Source organism: Symbiobacterium sp. (assembly GCF_040797425.1).
GTDB lineage: Bacteria > Bacillota > Sulfobacillia > Symbiobacteriales > Symbiobacteriaceae > Symbiobacterium.
Map to the genome: position 1 here is coordinate 72966 of NZ_JBFNEH010000003.1, position 16877 is coordinate 89842.

Sequence of the window (16877 nt, forward strand, 5' to 3'; positions counted from 1 at the left end):
GTCCTCATTGGGATGTACCACTTGCCAACGTGGAGGTCGTGCGAATGTCGAAGGTCACCATCGAAGGAGTCGTCAAGCGCTTTGAGGGTCACGCAGCGGTGGCCGGTGTCTCCCTCACGGTGGAGTCGGGGGAGCTGTTCACCTTGCTGGGACCGAGCGGTTGCGGCAAGACGACGCTCCTGCGGGTGCTGGCAGGGTTCTACCAGCAGGACGAGGGGAACGTGCGGTTCGGTGATCAGCTCGTGAACGACGTTCCGCCCCACAAGCGCAACACAGGCATGGTGTTCCAGAACTACGCCGTGTTCCCGCACATGACGGTTTTTGATAACGTGGCCTACGGTTTGAAGGCCCGGCGCGTCGGGGGCGAGGAGCTGAAGCGGCGCGTGATGGAGGCCCTGGAGATGGTCAAGATGGCCGATCTCAAGGACCGCATGCCGGCTCAGCTTTCCGGCGGGCAGCAGCAGCGCGTCGCGCTGGCCCGCGCCCTGGTGATCCAGCCGCAGCTGCTCCTCATGGACGAGCCCCTCTCGAACCTGGACGCCAAGCTGCGCATCGAGATGCGCACCGAGATCCGCCGCATCCAGCGGCAGTTCGGCATCACCACCATCTACGTCACCCACGACCAGGAGGAGGCCCTGGCCATCTCCGACCGCATCGCCGTGATGAACCAGGGCCGCGTGGAGCAGGTGGGCTCGCCCCGCGAGATCTACTTCCACCCGCAGACGGTCTTCGTCGCCGGCTTCATCGGCACCACCAACCTGCTGCCCGGCCGGGTGGAGGGCGGCAAGGTGCGGGTCCTGGGCGCCGTGGTAAGGGAGGTCTCCGCCCCCGACGGCGACTGCACGGTGACCGTCCGTCCGGAGAAGATTGCGCTCGGTGAGGGCGAGATCAGCTTCACCGGCCGCGTGGAGGAGGCGCTCTTCGTGGGCAGCGCCACCACGGTGTTCGTGCGCACCCCGGAGGGGCAGCGCATCGAGGTCCGGCTCCCCAACGAGATCGACCCGCCCCGGGTGGGCGAGCAGGCCACCTTCGGCTTCCGGCGCTCCGCCGCGGCGGTCTTCGGTGCGCAGGGTGAGGTGCTGAACTGATGGCGGTCGTGCGGTATTTCCGGAAGTGGACGTTCTGGCACTGGGTGACGGCGATCTCGCTGCTGCTCCTGGCCATCGTGCTGGTCTACCCGGTGGGCCAGCTGCTGGTCAAGTCCTTCATCGCTGACGACGGCGGCTTTACGCTGGAGAACTACGCCACCTTCCTGGGCAAGCGGTACTACCGGCGGGCCCTGACCAACAGCCTCTGGGTCTGTACGGTCTCCACGCTTTTCGCCACGGCGCTGGGCATTCCCATGGCCTTCCTGCTCACCCGCTACAAGCTGCCGGGCAAGCCCTTCATCCGCACCCTGATCATCCTGTCGCTGCTCTCCCCGCCCTTCATCGGCACCTACTCCTGGATCGTGCTGCTGGGGCGGGCGGGTATCATCACCCGGGCGATGGAGGCCATCGGCATCACGCTGCCCACCATCTATGGGCCCCGGGGGATTATCCTGGTCTTCTCCCTCCACTTCTTCCCGTACGTGTACCTGTTCACCGCGGCGGCCCTGCAGTCGATCGACCGTTCCCTGGAGGAAGCGGCGGACAACCTGGGCGTGAGCGGGTGGACCCGCTTTCGCACCATCACCCTGCCGCTGGTGCTGCCGGCCATTTCCGCCGGCGCCCTGATGGCCTTCATGTCCGCGCTGGCCGACTTCGGCACGCCGCAGCTGATCGGCGAGGGGTTCCAGCTGCTGCCCATCGCCGCTTACTCCGAGTACATGAATGAGATCGGAGGCAATCCCGGCATGGCCGGCGCCCTCTCGATGGGGCTGGTGGTCATCTCCGCCGTGGCCCTCTTCCTGCAACGCTGGATCAACCGGCGGACGTTCAGCATGAGCAGCCTGCGGCCGCCTGGGGTCGTCGACCTGCCCCTGGGCAAGAAGATCCTGGCCACCGCCTTCTGCTACCTGGTGGTGCTGGTGGCGATCCTGCCGCAGGTGGTGGTGATGGTTTCCTCGTTCCGGAAGGCGAAGGGACCGATCTTCCTGAACGAGTTCGGCCTGGACAACTACAGGACCATCTTCGCCCGGGTGCCCGGGGCGGTGGCCAACACGTTCCGGCTCTCCACCGTGGCCATCGTCATCATGGTCATCGCCGGCCTGCTGATGGCCTACGTGATCACCCGCCGGCGCAACGCGGCCACGGCGGCGCTGGACGTGACGCTCCTCATCCCCTACGTGCTGCCGGGCACCGTCATCGGTATCGCGCTGATCACCGCCTTCAACCGGCCCCCGATCATCCTCACCGGCACGGCGACGATCCTGATCATCTCGTACGTGATCCGCAAGATCAGCTACACCGTCCGCTCCGCCTCGTCGGTGCTGACGTCCCTCGACCCCTCGCTGGAGGAGGCGTCCATCAACCTGGGCGTCGGGCCCGTCGCCTCGTTCTTCCGGGTGACTGCGCCGCTGGTCTTCAAGGGCGTGCTGGCCGGCGCGGTGCTCTCCTGGGTGACGACCATCAACGAGCTGTCCAGCACGATCATCCTGTACCACGCCGGCACCATCACCATGCCGGTGGCCATCTACTCGCAGGTCATCTCCGACAACTTCGGCCTCGCCGCCGCGCTCAGCACGATTCTCACCCTGGTGACCGTGATCTCGCTCTGGCTTTTCAACAAGCTGGCCGGCAAGGACAGCGGCCTGCTGATGTAGGAGGGTAAGCGCTTGGCAATCAAGGCCGTGATCTTCGATTTGGGCGGGGTCATCTTCACGCTGGGCGAGCAGGAGTATCGGCGCGCGGTGGCACAGCGCCTGGGGCTGGGCGACGCGCTGCCGCCGGCCTACGAAGAGGCGATGCCGGCCCTCCAGCGGGGCGAGGTGGCGGAGGAGGACGTCTGGGAGCGGCTCTCGGGCCGGCGGGTTCCCCTGAATGCGTTCGATGACATCTGGGAGGAGCACTTCCGGGTGAACCCGGAGATGCTGGCCCTGGCCGCCGAACTGCGGGAGCGGGGCCTGAAGACGGCCATCCTCTCCAACACCCAGGCTTCCCATGTGGCGATCATGCGGCGCATGGGCGTGCTGGCGCCGTTCGATCCGGTGCTGATGTCGTGCGAGGTGGGCTGCCGCAAGCCGGAGCCGGCCATCTTCCGGCTGGCCCTGGAACGGCTGGGGCTCCCGGCGGACGCGGTCGCCTTCGTGGACGACGTGCCGGAGTTCGTCGCCGCAGCCCGGAGCCTGGGCATCCACGGAATCCGCCACACCGGCGACGTGGCCGCCACCCGCCGGGCGCTTCTGGCGCTGATGGCGGAGTAGCGCTTACAAGCAGGCGCAAATACGCACTGACCCCCCGCCGAAACTGGCGGGGGGTCTTGGATTGCGGCGCCGGGCGCCCCGGCCCGCATCAGCGGGCGGTGCGCTCGGCCTTCAGCTCGGCGACGATCTGGGCGATGTTCTCGCGGTGCTGCTGTCGGTAGTACGGCGGCAGCTGGTCGACCGACGCCGCAGGCAGCAGGGCCGTGAGGGGGAGGGCGGCGGCCATCTCCTCCACGCTCTGACCCCGCTCCAGTCCGGCTTCGGCCGCCTCCGCCAGCCGCTCGATGTACGCGGCGTTCTCCGCCAGGAGCTCCGGCCCGCCTGGCCGGCCGTGCCCCGGCACCACGTGCCGGACCCCGGCCCGGCTCCACTGCCGCAGGGAAGCGGCCCACCGCCGGATGTGCCCCGGCTCGCTGAGCGTGGGAATCGGCGTTTCCACCGCGTCGCCGGCCAGCAGCAGGCCCAGTTCGGGCACGTGGACCACCGCCGAGTCGGCCGTATGGCCCGGCAGGTGATGCAGTTCCACGGTCAGCCCGCCGGCATCGATGGTGAGTCGATCGGAGAAGGTGAGATCCGGCGGGACGACCTGGCTGTTGGCGAAAGCGGCCGGGTTCGCGGCGCGCATCTGGGCCAGGGCTTCGTCCGCCTCCGGGGCCGTCAGACGCTCCCGGGTGAGGCGGTGCCCGATGACCGGCACGCCCGGGAAGGCGGCGGTGCCCCAGCAGTGGTCCCAGTCGGAGTGGGTGTAGACCACCAGCGTGGCGCCCGCGAAGGGGGCCATGTCCGCCGGCTCGATGAGCGTGTCGACCACCACCCGGTGCCGGGTTCCGGCGACCAGGGCCGCCGTCACGGGGAAGTCGTAGGAGCCCGGCAGAGAACGGGTGACGAGGGTGACCGACGGCAGGAAGGGTTCAACCCGCAAACCGAAACCTGGGCCAGGCATGGCGTTCCACCCCTGTCTGCGCTGCGGAGTAACAGGTCGCGGGGCTGCCCCGCTCGCTGCCAGTATAGCAGATCTGACCCGGGGAAAAGGGGGGTTCCCGGCCGCGCCCCCGCGCGTCGAGACCCCCTGCGGCGCCGGTCAGTCGGCCTTGCGGCCAGGGCGACCTGTGCCGGGTGGGGGTCTCGCTACATCCTATGCACCTCGGGCCGTCGGATACACCCGCACGGTGATCCAAAATCTGGAGCAGGCAGCGGCCCGGCCGGGATGCCTGCGACCGGCGGCGCACGGGACCGAACGGCACCGGGCGGTTTTGGTTGCGGGCGGCTGAGGACCGCACAAAGCGAGACCCCCTGCGGCGCCGGTCAGTCGGCCTTGCGGCCAGGGCAACCTGTGCCGCCTCCGACTGCTGCCGTTGAGGTGCGCCCGTCGCAGCCGCCCGCCCCGGCGGTGCCCCGATTCGACGTTCCGGGCAGGTCGCAGCAGGGCTTCCCCGCACCGGGGTACAATCATTAATGAATCGGCCTGATTTCAAGCTTTCCAAGGAGATGTCGCAGCCTTGACCACCACCGGTACCGGACGACGGCAGGGGGCGGGGGAGCTCACCTACGGGGCGATCCTCCGCCTGTTCCTGCCCCTCTCGCTCTCGGACGTCATCATGGTGCTCGCCGGGCCGATCCTCACCATCGGCCTGACGCGACTGGCGAACCCGGAGACCCACCTGGCCGCCTACTCCGTGGCGGAGAACATGGCGATCCTGCTCGAGAGTCCCATCATCATGCTGCTCCACGCGTCGAACCTGCTCAGCCGCTACCCGGAGACCTACCGGCCCCTGCGCCACTTCATGATCTGGGCCAACGCGCTGCTCACCGCGCTCTACGCCCTGCTGGCGTTCACCCCGGCGTACGACTGGATCTTCCGCGGGGTGCTGGGGCAGCCCGACGCCATTGCCGACGCCGCCCGGCCCGCCTTCCAGGCCATGCTCCTCTGGCCCGCGGCCATCGGCTGGCGCCGGTACTACCAGGGCGTGCTGATCATCCACAAGCGGTCGAGCCTGGTGGCTTACGCCGGCTTTGCCCGGATTGGCTCGCTGGCGCTGGTGACCATCCTGGGCGTGCTGGGCCGGGCGCCCGGCGCCACCGTGGCCGGCGTGGCGCTGGTGGTGAGTGTCATCGTGGAGGCGGCGGCCGTCACCTGGCTGGCGCGGCCGATCCTCCGGTCCGGCGTGGCTGACCCCGCTGCCAGGGCCCCCGAGTGGGCCCCGCGGACGGTCGGCCAGATCGCCCGCTGGTACCTGCCGCTGGCGATGACGCAGATCCTGGTCAACGTCGTGCGGCCCCTGATCAACGGCGGCATCGCCCGCACCGTGAACCCGGAGGTCGGGCTGGCGGCCTGGCCGGTGGCGTGGACGACCATCATGATGGTGGCCAACGCGGTCCGCATGGTGCAGCAGGTGGCCCTGACGCTGCTGCAGGACCGGCGGGCCTATCTGATGCTGCGCCGCTTCACCCTGGCGGCCGGCCTCTCCGCCTCCGGGGTGATGGCCCTGCTGGCTGCGACGCCGCTGGGGCTGAGCTACATGGAGTGGGTCCTCGGGCTCAAGGGCGGGCTGGCCTCCCTGGCTGACGCCGCCCTGCCCGCGCTGGGCTGGGGCGTGGCGTTCCCGCTCTATACCGCCCTGCAGAACTGGCTGCAGGCCCTCCTGATGAAAGACGGGCGGACCATCGTGGTGAACGCCGGTGCCGTCGCAGGCGGCGCCGCCACGATGGCGGCCGTCTACGCAGGGGCCCTGATCTTCCGGCTCCCCGGAGCCCAGCTGGGCATCATCGCGCTGCTCTGCGGCGCCGCGGTGGAGCTGACTCTGCTCGGACTGGCCTCCCGCCCCCAGCGGCAGGCGTGGCTGGCGCGCGGGTAGTCCAACCATCGCGGCCAGGATATCCACATATTCACTTCGCGCAATGTTCTAACAGTTGATAACGCGATTTTGTCAACAGAGACGCCAGCGGCGCATCCGCCGCGCCAGCGGGCGCAGCAGCCGGAGGGGCGGGAAGCGGTCGATTTCCCGGGCGAGGTCCAGGGCGTCCTGCTGGATGAACCGGACGACCAGCGCCCACTCCCGGTCGGTTTCGGCGGCCAGCAGGCAGCGGGCGTTGCGCCAGACCCGGTCGCGCCAGGTCTTGAGTCCGTAGGTGGTGAGCTGCCGGTCCAGGTCGCCCAGCAGCCGGCCGAGCGGACGGATCAGGCGGCCGTAGTGGTCGGCGATCTCGCTTTCCACGGCCGGGATCACGTCGTGCAGCACCCGGTTGATCTGGTCGTGGTCGAAGCGGCGCCGCACGGTTCGGAAGACCGCCCGCTCGTCGCCTTCGGCCCGCAGGATCTCCGCCACGACCAGGGGCAGGTCGTTGTTGATGTGGGCGTTCATCCCCAGGAGGATGTCCTGGAGGAGGAACGCCCGCTTTTCTTTGGCGACGGTGAAGGCATACTCCCAGGCGGGCGGGGGCTGGTTCCCCCGCTCGAACCGGTCGAGGGCGTCGAAGTAATACCAGCCAAAGCGGATGGCGACGCGCTCCACCCAGGGCGGATCCAGGAAGAACGGCCGGCGCAGCAGCTCCCGGACCTCCTCCGTCATGCGCCGGTAGACCCTGAGAAAGGCGGCGCGGTGGTCGCCCTGCCGGTCGAACCGATCCAGGTGGTGCTGCAACACGGCCACCAGGTCGTCGATGCTGGCCACGTCTCTGCCGCCCATCCGCATCCGGGCTGTGTCCTGGATGAGTTCCACCCCCCGTACGGGCCCGGAACTGCCGTGAAATCCGGTGCTCCCGCTCCGTGGCGGTTCCGGCCCGCACCGCGATTTGGGGCGTCGTCGCCCGTTCTGCCCCCTGCGGGTCGATTGGGGAACTGGTTCGGCCCGCAGTCCAGGGCCGTGCACATGTAGTGTGTACTTACCCGGTCAGGAGCTTTTCCATCATCACGCCCCACACCCGGAAGCCCCGGGCGTGGGAAGCTTTCTGCCCCAGCGGGTTGGTGGCATGGACCCAGTTGGTCACCTGCCGGATGCCCAGCCACCGCAGGTACTGCTCACCCAGCTCGTGCATCTGCTTGGCCAGGCCCCGGCCCCGGTACTCGGGCATGAGGTAGATGTCGGCCATGTACCCCTGCGGTTCGCCCGTGCGGTCGTCAGGCCGGATGCCGATGAGCAGGAAGCCGACGGGCCGCCCCCCGTCCTCGGTCACGATGGCCGTCCCGCCCGGCGAGGCGAGGGTGGCCAGCAGGTTGCGGTGGGAGTTGGCCCGCACCACCTCGGGCCGGGCTACCGCCCTGTCGGTGGGGCTGAGGATCTCCCAGTCCGTCCGCGCCGCCATCTCCAGAAGCCAGGGCAGGTCGGTCGGTTGCCAGAAGCGCACCTGCGCCACGGGACGCATCCCTCCTTCCGTGCACCCACGGTACGCCGCCCGGCGGTGGGAGGTGCCTGGGACCTCGGAGGGCGGCGCTCCATAGGATGTAGGAGCCCGCAGGCTTCAGGGGCCCGTAGGACGCGGGCGCACGCAAGAGGAGGTGGAGGCTGCCGCATGTACCAAATCCGACCGGGCCACGCGGGCGATCTGGCGTGGCTGCAGCCGGCCGCTGCCGCGGCCTTCTGGGAGTCGCTCTCCCCCGAGGAGCGCACGCGGGTGTCGCCGGGTCTGGCCGCGCAGCGGGCCGCACTCCAGTGCCGGCAGGTGCTGGCGACGCCGGGGAGCGCCCTCCTGGTGGCGCAGCAGGGGCTCGCGCCCGTCGGCTACCTCCTGCTGGCCGTCGCACCCGACGGGAGCACAGAGGAGCCCACGGTCCTGATCATCGACCTCTGGGTGCACCCGGCGCACCGCCGGCGCGGCGTGGCCAGCGCGCTCCTGGCCGCCGCGGAGCGGGGCGCCGCCGGCCTCGGCCTGCGGAAGATCAAGCTCTGGACGGGGCTGCATCACCTGCCGGCGATGGAGTTCGCCCTCCGCCGCGGCTTCGTTCCGGCCGGCCTCATCGGCGTGAAGGACCTGTAACCGCCTTTCCCACGGTTACATAAGCTGAGAGCGGAGACGTTCCACCCACGCGGTGGTGCTGATCCCGGTACAGATCGGAAGGAGGTTCCTTCGTGTCCAACAAGTCGCGGGTCGTCACATCGACCGCCTGCCCCGTCAGTACCTCGCGGCCGGTGGTTACGGTACGCTGCCCTGACACGACCACGGTACCCACTGCCACCGCCGGGGTGACCGACAAGCTGGATAAGAAGGGGTTCTTCCCGTTCTTCGGCTTGGGCGGCAAGAGCGTCCCCGGACAGGTGTTCAACAACCCGGCCGTAGACCTGGCCCCGTTCAACAAGCTGGCCTCGCTGGCGGCCTTCAGCCCGGCGGCGGCCCTGGCGGCCAAGAGCCCGACCCTGGCCATCTTCAACCCCGCCATCAACCCGGCGGCAGCGTTCCTGCAATTCAACCCGGGCGCCGCGCCCACGCTAGCGCTGACGGGGAAGCCCTTCGGCAAGTTCGGCATATAGCTGGCGGACGGCAGGGGAGTCGCACGGCTCCCCTTCGTTCGGTCAGGAGGTAATCCCCCATGGACTTTGGCGGGTTCGACGCGACCGAGCAGGTATTCTTCAACCCGGCGGTACAGCTGGCGCCCTTCTCTCCCCTGGGCTCGCTGGCGGCCTTCAGCCCGCCGGCGGCCCTGGCGGCCAAGAGCCCGACCCTGGCCATCTTCAACCCGGCCATCAACCCCAGGGCGGCCCTGCTGGCCTTCAACCCGGCGGCGGCGCCCACGCTGGCCCTCGCCGGCGGGTTCGATGGCAAGGGCTTCGGCAAGCCGTTTGGCTTCGGCAAACCGTTCGGCAAGGGCTGCTGGGGGTGCTGAGGGATCGGCTGGTGATGGAATCGGGAAGGCAACGGGGGCGAGCGGCCCCCGTTCGCCATGTCAGAGAGGAGGACGGGAACCGATGAGGCGCAGCATCGAGATTCCGACCCCCGCCGACGTCTTTTTCGACCCCGTCGTGCAGCTGGCGGCGCTCTGCCCCATCTGCGCCCTGGCCGCGCTGCGGCCGGAGGCTGCGATCGCAGCGCTGGCGCCGGGCCTGGTGCTCTTCAACCCCGCGCTCAACCCGGTGGCGGCATCCCTCTCCTTCGCCCTGGATCCGCTCGTGGTGCGGCTCGCCCGGCGGGCTCAGGGCCGGGGCTGGCCGGGAGGGGCGGGGCGTGAGGATCGTCGGGTGCGGATGGATGTCGGAGCACGACCGGACCAGGTGGTCCGGGAAGAGCGACCCCACGCGGCGTGGCGGCAGGGGGCGGTCTCTGGCCACGGGGCGGTATTCCGCTCGGCGGGCGTGGTGGTCCGGCCGGGAGCGGTGTCCGCGGGGTCGTCGGGGCCGGTGTTCCGCACCGCCAGACGGGCGTAGACTGAGGAAGCAGGAAGAATAAGCAGAAAAAGCGAATAGATGTGAAGCGACGCTGAATTAGGAGGGGGAAGGGCGCGTGGCAGGAGGGGAGCGGAAGGAGCGGTTCGCAGGCGTATCCGACCGCCCGGTCAAGCGGTTCTACGGCCCCGACGACATCGCCGGTTTCGACTATCACCGGGACCTGGGGGACCCCGGTGAGTACCCGTTCACCCGGGGCGTCCACCCGACCATGTACCGCGGCAAGCTCTGGACCATGCGGCAGTTCGCCGGCTTCGGCACGGCCGAGGAGACCAACGCCCGCTTCCGCTACCTGCTGGAGCAGGGGCAGACGGGCCTCTCCACGGCCTTCGACATGCCGACGCTCCTGGGCTACGACTCCGATCACCCCTACGCCAACGGCGAGGTGGGCAAGCTGGGGGTCGCCATCGACTCCCTGGAAGACTTCGAGATCCTGTTTGAGGGCATTCCGCTCGACAAGGTCTCCACGTCCATGACCATCAACCCGCCCGCCTCCGTCATGCTGGCCATGTACCTGGTCGTGGCCGAGAAGCAGGGCGTCTCCTGGGACCAGGTGAGCGGCACGATCCAGAACGACATCCTCAAGGACTATATCGCCCAGAAGACCTACATTTACCCCCCCGAACCCTCCCTGCGGCTGATCACCGATACCATCGCCTTCTGCGCCCGGCACGTGCCGCGGTGGAACACCATCTCCATTTCGGGCTACCACATCCGCGAGGCCGGGGCCACCGCCGCCCAGGAACTCGCCTTCACCCTGGCCAACGGCATGACCTACGTGGAGGCCGCCATCCGGGCCGGCCTGGACGTGGACGAGTTTGCCCCGCGGCTCTCGTTCTTCTTCGATGTGCACAACGACTTCTTCGAGGAAATCGCCAAGTTCCGCGCCGCCCGGCGCATCTGGGCCCGGGTGATGCGGGAGCGCTTCGGCGCGAAGAACCCCCGCTCCTGGATGCTGCGCACCCACGCCCAGACCGCCGGGGTGAGCCTCACGGCGCAGCAGCCGGAGAACAACATCGTGCGGGTGACCCTGCAGGCCCTGGCGGCCGTGCTGGGCGGCACCCAGTCGCTGCACACCAACTCCTACGACGAGGCGCTGGCCTTGCCCAGCGAGGACGCGGTGCGCATCGCCCTGCGCACGCAGCAGATCATCGCCGAGGAGAGCGGCGTGGCCAACGTGGTCGACCCGCTGGCGGGCTCGTACTACGTCGAGTACCTCACCGGCAAGCTTGAGGAGGAGGCCTACGCCTACTTCGACCAGATCGAGGCGCAGGGCGGCGTGATCGCGGCCATCGAGAAGGGCTGGTTCCAGCAGCAGATCGCCGATTCGGCCTATCGCTTCCAGCGGCGGGTGCAGAGCGGGGACTACAAGGTCGTGGGCGTGAACGCTTACGTCGACCCCGACGAGAAGCTTAACGTCAAGATTCTGAAGGTCAACCCTGATGTGCAGCGGCGGCAGATTGAGCGGGTCCGGCGTGTGCGGGAGACGCGGAACCAGCAGGCCTCCGCGGCCGCCCTGGCCGAGCTCCGGCGTGCCTCGCAGGCGAGCGAGAACCTGATGCCCTATATCATCGAGTGCGTCAGGAACTACTGCACCGTGGGCGAGATCTGCGGCCTGTGGCGGGAGCTCTGGGGCGAGTATCGGGAGGAGTCGGTTTACTAGCGGAGGGAAGCGCACGTGGAAGCGGCACCGGAACGCAGGATCAGGGTTCTCGTGGCCAAGCTGGGGCTAGACGCCCACGACCGGGGGGCGAAGGTGGTGGCCCGGGCCTACCGGGACGCCGGCTTCGAGGTGATCTACACCGGCCTCTACCAGCGCCCGGAGGCGGTGGCGGCCGCGGCCATCCAGGAGGACGTGGACGTGGTCGCCATCTCCTCCCTGGCCGGGGCGCACGGGGTGCTGATCCCGGAGTTAATCCGGTTGCTCCGGGAGCAGGGCGTGGACGACGTGCTCATCCTGGCCGGCGGCATCATCCCCGAGGACGACGTGCCGGCGCTGCTGGAGGCCGGCGTTTCCCGGGTTTTTGGCCCCGGCTCCGACCTGAACGAGATTATCGAGTACACGAAGGTGAACGTGAAGCGATGACGGCAGAAGAGCGGGCTGCGGAGCTGTTTGCGCGCCTGGCGACGGGGGACCGGCGGGCGCTGGCCCGGGCCATCACCTGGGTCGAGGACGGGGCGCCGGAGGCTTCGGCCCTGATGCGCCTGGCCTACCCGCACACCGGACGGGCGCACGTGGTGGGCATCACCGGACCGCCGGGGGCCGGCAAGTCCACGCTGGTGGACAGGCTGGCCGTGGAACTGCGCGCCCGCGGCCAGACGGTGGCCATCGTGGCGGTAGACCCCACCAGCCCGTTCTCCGGCGGGGCGATCCTGGGCGACCGCATCCGGATGCAGCGGACGCTCACCGACCCGGGCGTCTTCATGCGGTCGCTCGCCGCCCGCGGCCACCTCGGGGGCCTCTCGCCCGCCACGGCCGAGGTGGTGGGGCTGCTGGACGCCTTCGGCTTCGACGTGGTCCTGGTCGAGACGGTGGGGGCCGGCCAGTCGGAAGTGGAGATCATGGAGCTGGCCCACACCACCTGCGTGGTGGTGATCCCCGGCATGGGCGACGAGATCCAGGCGATCAAGGCCGGCATCCTCGAGATCGGCGACGTGTTCGTCTGCAACAAGGCCGATCGGGACGGCGCCGACCGCACTGTCAACGAGATCGAGATGATGCTCGACCTGGGCCACATGGGCGAGCCGGGGATCAACCGCTGGCCGTCGGAGACGGAGGGCGCCCAGGCCAGCCAGAGCGCCGACGGCGCTGCCGCCCCCGACGGTAAGGCCAGCGTAGGCGCCAGGGCTGGCGACGCCGCTCTGCGCCGGCTGGACCGCACCGGTCACCACAGTGCGGAGGAACTGGGGAACGTGGCCAGCTACCTGACCCGTGCGGCCGCCCACGCGGCGGCTCGCCACGGCACTGCCAACCCGGGCGACATCTCCTGGCGCCCGCCGGTGCTCAAGACGGTGGCGAAGGACGGCCTGGGGGTGGCCGAGGTGGTCGACCGGCTGGGCGAGCACCTGACCTTTCTGAAGGAGACCGGTCGCTGGCAGGCCCGCCGCGAGCATGACGCCGCCCGTCGCCTCGAGGAGCTGGTGCGGGAGCGCGTCGTCCGGGCGACGCTGGCCCGAGCCCGCGCCGTGGGCGACTTCGAGCGGCTGGTGCGGCAGGTGGCGGACCGGCAACTGGACCCCTACACGGCCGCGGACGAGATCCTGCGCAGCCACTGGGGCGGGTGAGGGTTTCTGCGCGGCCACGAGGGCCGCCGGGGTTGCCGCGGGCCGGTGAGGACGGCCCAGGGCGGATCGGGCCGGGCCCGATCAGGCATGCAAGGAGAAGAGACGAACGAGGAGGCAGGAGCTGTGAACTTCTTCCTGACTGAGGAGCAGAAGATGGTGCGGCAGGCCATCCGGGACCTGGCCGAGAAGGAGATTGCCCCGTACTCGGCCGAGTACAACCGCAAGCACGAGTTTCCGTGGCGCAACTTCAAGCTGCTGGCCGAGAACGGCTACCTGAACATGCACCTGCCCGAGCCTTACGGCGGCGGGATGGACTGGGTGAGCTACGCGATCGTGATCGAGGAGCTGGCCCGGGCCTGCGCGGTGACCGCGGTGATCTACGAGGTTCACTGCTCGCTGCACTCCGAGGCCATTTTCCACTTCGGGTCCCAGGAGCAGAAGGACCGCTACCTGCCCAGGCTGACCCGGGGCGAGATCCTGGGCGCCTACGCACTCACCGAGCCCGGAGCGGGTTCCGACGCCGCCGCGATTCGCACCACGGCCATCCGGGACGGCGACCACTACATCCTGAACGGCGAGAAGACCTTCATCACCAACGGTGGTCAGGCCGGTCTGTATGTGGTCTTTGCCCGCACGAACCCGGACCCTGCGGCCGGCCACCGGGGCATCTCCGCCTTCCTGGTGGAGGCAGGCACCCCTGGCTTCACGGTTGGAAAGCCGATGGAGAAGATGGGGCTCCACGCCTCGCACACCACCACGCTGCACTTCGAGGACTGCCGCATCCCCGCCTCGCAACGGCTCGGTCAGGAGGGCGAGGGCTTCAAGATCGCCATGTCGATCCTCGACCGGGGCCGTATCGGCATCGCCGCCCAGGCCGTGGGCATCACCCAGGCGGCGCTGGAGGACTCGATCAAGTTCGCAAAAGAGCGGCACACCTTCGGCAAGCCCATCGTCGAGCACCAGGCCATCGCCTGGAAGATCGCCGACATGGCCACCGACCTGGAGGCGGCCCGCCTGCTGCTCTACCGGGCGGCCTTCCTGATGCAGCAGGGCGTGCGGGCCACCAAGGAGATCTCGATGGCCAAGCTCTTCGCCTCGGAGATGGCGATGAAGCACACCGTGGAGGCGGTGCAGATCCACGGCGGGTATGGCTATATGCAGGAGTACCGGGTCGAGCGGCTGATGCGGGAGGCGAAGATCACGCAGCTCTACGAGGGCACCAGCGAGATCCAGCGGCTGGTGATCTCCCGGGCGCTGCTTCGAGACTAGAGGGAACCGGGCGAGCGTCCGTGCGGACGACGCATGAGACGAGAATCAGGGCCCCCGGGGGTGCCGCCTCGGGGGCTCACGGATTCTGGCGCACGGCGACAGGAGGTCGATCACGTGCAGCGGAGATGGCTGCTGGTGGCGGCGGCCGTGACGCTGGCCGCCACGCTTGCGGGGATCGGCTGGGTGTATACACACCCGCCGCTGAGGAGTTACGGCTACTACACGATGAGACGCCATGACGGCGATATCGTGGTGTACGGTGTCGACCTGGATAACAACGGTCGCTGGCCCCTCACCTTGACGGCCGTGACCCGCGAGGGGGAGGAACTCCTGCCTCCGCACGCCGTCGCCGTGGCCAACTTCGCCGACAGCGAGCTTGCGGGGAGTGCCGCAGCCATGGACTTGCAGGAACACGGCTACAAGCTCACGTTCGGCGCAGTCTACGGCTGGGAGATCCTCCCGGCGGAGCGAGTGCGACACTTCCGGTACGCAATCCGGTTGTGGGACACAGGCCCCGGGACGTATGTTGTCCATTACCGCTATCTCGGGCTGCCGCTGAAGTACGAGATCACTGTGGGGTAATCTGTTCCCCCCGAGGTCACGAGACCCTCGGGGGGATGTGTCTGCGGAGGCGTACCGGACTGGTCCAGGCGGCCTCGGCGGGTGGCCGCCTGGGGGCGAACCTGTGCCACACCGACCACGGTGCGACCAACCGATTCGCGCCGAGTCTGCCCGGGTGCCCTGAGGGGAACAGGCGGCTGGGGGAAGCACCCTTGCCGCCGCGTGTGTTCTGTTCTCGGTAGGTGTTGATGCAGGCAACCCTGGCGGGAACTAGCGGCAGGGGGAGTAGCTCTAGCCGCTGCGCATGTTCTGTTCTGCGAAAGTGTTGATGGGGTCAACCCTGGGGGGAACTTGCGGCAGGGTGGAGTTCTCCTTGCTACCGCGTATGTTCTGTTCTGCGAAAGTGTTGATGGAGTTTGCCCTGGCGGGTACTGGTAGCAGGGTGCAGTATCCCCCACTGCCGCGTACGCTCTGTTCTGCATCGGTGTTGACAAGCGAGCGCCAGGCTGGACTGCCGGTCGTTGTACAACCTGCTCGGCGGCGCAGGCCCTCTCTGTGTAGCTTCTTGGCTCACACACACGTTCTGTCCGACTGGGCTGACTGGTGCAGGGAACACCCGCTTCAGGACGCGGCCGGCATGTCGGACCACCGTAAGCCCCGCCCCATAGCCGCGAAATCACCCGCGCGGGTGAGAACATACGTCTGGACAGCGAACTAGTGTCTGGATAAACTGGGTCTAGAACCCAGTTGAGAGGAGTTCTCGCGGTGCTGCTGGCCGACTTGCTCCGTCGAGACGGTGGTGACCGAGATTCTATGCCTGCGCCCACAGGACGGTTATCTCGAGGCTCGCATCAACTGGAACCCTGCGTGCAGGTAGGGCCCATGGACTCTGACGGACGCAATCCGACTCGCCGGCTGCGGCCGGACGATTCGCAAGGCAGCAGGTCCGGCTTCCGGGAGCGCATCGGTTCATGCGGCTGCGGGTCCAGCTACCAGCCGGGACCGGACGGACCGCGCAGCAGTAAACTCGGTCCTCATGCAGGGCTCACTCATTCGGACGGTTGCGAGTCCAGCCTCCAGGCGGGACCGGACGGATCGCACAGCAGTAAACGCGGCCCTCAAGCGGGGCTGACCGATTCGGACGGTTGCGAGTCCAGCCTCCAGGCGGGACCGGACGGATCGCGCAGCAGTAAACGCGGCCCTCAAGCGGGGCTGACCGATTCGGACGGTTGCAGGCCCAGCCACCAGGCGGAACCGGACGGTTGGTACAGCCGTGGGTCCCCTCCTCAGGAGGAGCCGCCCGATGCGAACTCCAGCACGCCCACCCGCCAGATGAGACCGAACGAAGTGTGCGGGAGCGAGTCAGGTTCCCAGGCGGGACGGGCACTCTGCCCACGGTGTGGGGATTCCCGAGTTGCAAAGAACGGAAGTTTTCGGTTGCGGTCAGGTGAGCGAGTCCAGCGGTACCTCTGCAGGGCGTGTGGCCGCACCTTCAGCCCCCTCACCGGCAAGCCCGCGTATCGCCTTCGGAAACGGGCAGAGTGGAACGCCATGGTGCATCTCCTGCAGACCGAGTTGCCCTTGCGCCAGACCGCGTCGCGCCTCAGCATCAGCCTGTCCACTGCGTTTCGCTGGCGGCATCGCGCCCTGGCCTACCTGAACCGACGGGTTTGCGCACCCCTGGGTGGAGACGTGAGTGTCCGGTTCTTCCGCGTCAAGTACTCCGAGAAAGGTAGTCGAATCTGTAACGGCCCGGGCAGTTGGGGTTACTGGAATATCGCTCGGCGCGGTCCTGAGCCGGAATGGCGCCCCCGCCCCCGGATGGCGACTTCCGGTAAGCGTCGATTTCGGCTGCTGATCGAGGGCCGCCCGGTCGGCGTGATGGTGGCTCAGAATGAGGGAGGATGCGAGCTGTGCATTCTTGGGCAGGGCCGTACCACGCCTGAGCTTTTCGGCCGAGGTCTCGCTCAACTGGTCAAGCCGGGATCGCAGGTGTTTTCCTTCGGTGGGTTCCGCCACGACTTTGAGGAGGCCTGCGAAGCCCT

At 68.6% G+C, this 16877-nt stretch carries 16 protein-coding genes; 13 read left to right on the plus strand and 3 right to left on the minus strand.

Annotated features, from left to right (window positions below; translation table 11 throughout):
- Positions 1–44: 44 nt before the first annotated feature.
- Genes AB2385_RS01665 through AB2385_RS01675 form a run of 3 tightly spaced genes read left to right on the plus strand, consistent with a single transcriptional unit; the run spans position 45 to position 3343 of the window.
- A complete protein-coding gene (locus tag AB2385_RS01665) occupies positions 45–1088 on the plus strand; it encodes an ABC transporter ATP-binding protein (RefSeq protein WP_367653177.1) in 1044 nt (347 codons plus the stop codon).
- On the plus strand, positions 1088–2743 hold the full coding sequence (locus AB2385_RS01670) for an ABC transporter permease (protein WP_367653178.1): 1656 nt from the start codon (positions 1088–1090) through the stop codon (positions 2741–2743). Before AB2385_RS01665 ends, AB2385_RS01670 begins: the two co-directional genes overlap by 1 nt.
- Before the next feature lie 12 nt (positions 2744–2755).
- Positions 2756–3343, plus strand: coding sequence for an HAD family hydrolase (locus AB2385_RS01675; RefSeq protein ID WP_367653179.1), 588 nt, complete (start codon positions 2756–2758; stop codon positions 3341–3343).
- Between the two features lie 88 nt (positions 3344–3431).
- On the opposite strand, the gene AB2385_RS01680 is transcribed toward AB2385_RS01675, so the two are convergent.
- A complete protein-coding gene (locus AB2385_RS01680) occupies positions 3432–4286 on the minus strand; it encodes an MBL fold metallo-hydrolase (RefSeq protein ID WP_367653180.1) in 855 nt (284 codons plus the stop codon).
- Positions 4287–4842: 556 nt separating this feature from the next.
- Here AB2385_RS01680 and AB2385_RS01685 point away from each other — a divergent pair.
- Positions 4843–6198 carry a hypothetical protein gene (locus AB2385_RS01685; RefSeq protein WP_367653181.1) on the plus strand — a complete coding sequence of 452 codons (1356 nt, stop codon included), beginning with the start codon at positions 4843–4845 and terminating at the stop codon, positions 6196–6198.
- Positions 6199–6270: 72 nt separating this feature from the next.
- On the opposite strand, the gene AB2385_RS01690 is transcribed toward AB2385_RS01685, so the two are convergent.
- Both AB2385_RS01690 and AB2385_RS01695 read right to left on the minus strand, forming a co-directional pair.
- Entirely contained in the window at positions 6271–7062 is a 792-nt protein-coding gene (locus tag AB2385_RS01690; RefSeq protein WP_367653182.1) for a DUF5995 family protein, read from the minus strand.
- A gap of 163 nt (positions 7063–7225) precedes the next feature.
- Complete coding sequence (locus AB2385_RS01695) at positions 7226–7696, minus strand: N-acetyltransferase family protein (RefSeq protein ID WP_367653183.1); 471 nt, start codon at positions 7694–7696, stop codon at positions 7226–7228.
- A gap of 156 nt (positions 7697–7852) precedes the next feature.
- Between AB2385_RS01695 and AB2385_RS01700 the strand changes: the two genes are divergently transcribed.
- From AB2385_RS01700 to AB2385_RS01740, 9 genes are all read left to right on the plus strand, one after another.
- Positions 7853–8317, plus strand: coding sequence for a GNAT family N-acetyltransferase (locus tag AB2385_RS01700; RefSeq protein ID WP_367653184.1), 465 nt, complete (start codon positions 7853–7855; stop codon positions 8315–8317).
- A 92-nt stretch (positions 8318–8409) separates the two neighbouring features.
- Entirely contained in the window at positions 8410–8808 is a 399-nt protein-coding gene (locus AB2385_RS01705; RefSeq protein ID WP_367653185.1) for a hypothetical protein, read from the plus strand.
- Positions 8809–8867: 59 nt separating this feature from the next.
- A complete protein-coding gene (locus AB2385_RS01710; RefSeq protein WP_367653186.1) occupies positions 8868–9161 on the plus strand; it encodes a hypothetical protein in 294 nt (97 codons plus the stop codon).
- Positions 9162–9243: 82 nt separating this feature from the next.
- Positions 9244–9699, plus strand: coding sequence for a hypothetical protein (locus tag AB2385_RS01715; RefSeq protein WP_367653187.1), 456 nt, complete (start codon positions 9244–9246; stop codon positions 9697–9699).
- A 76-nt stretch (positions 9700–9775) separates the two neighbouring features.
- The gene (locus AB2385_RS01720) at positions 9776–11380 is read left to right on the plus strand and encodes a methylmalonyl-CoA mutase (protein ID WP_367653188.1); all 1605 of its coding nucleotides are present in this window, start codon (positions 9776–9778) and stop codon (positions 11378–11380) included.
- A gap of 15 nt (positions 11381–11395) precedes the next feature.
- Positions 11396–11803 carry a cobalamin B12-binding domain-containing protein gene (locus AB2385_RS01725; protein ID WP_367653189.1) on the plus strand — a complete coding sequence of 136 codons (408 nt, stop codon included), beginning with the start codon at positions 11396–11398 and terminating at the stop codon, positions 11801–11803.
- Positions 11800–13002, plus strand: coding sequence for a methylmalonyl Co-A mutase-associated GTPase MeaB (meaB, locus tag AB2385_RS01730; protein ID WP_367653190.1), 1203 nt, complete (start codon positions 11800–11802; stop codon positions 13000–13002). The genes AB2385_RS01725 and meaB overlap by 4 nt, the downstream gene beginning before the upstream one ends.
- Positions 13003–13125: 123 nt before the next feature.
- A complete protein-coding gene (locus AB2385_RS01735; RefSeq protein WP_367653191.1) occupies positions 13126–14271 on the plus strand; it encodes an acyl-CoA dehydrogenase in 1146 nt (381 codons plus the stop codon).
- Between the two features lie 114 nt (positions 14272–14385).
- A complete protein-coding gene (locus AB2385_RS01740) occupies positions 14386–14853 on the plus strand; it encodes a hypothetical protein (RefSeq protein WP_367653192.1) in 468 nt (155 codons plus the stop codon).
- Positions 14854–16877: the final 2024 nt, after the last annotated feature.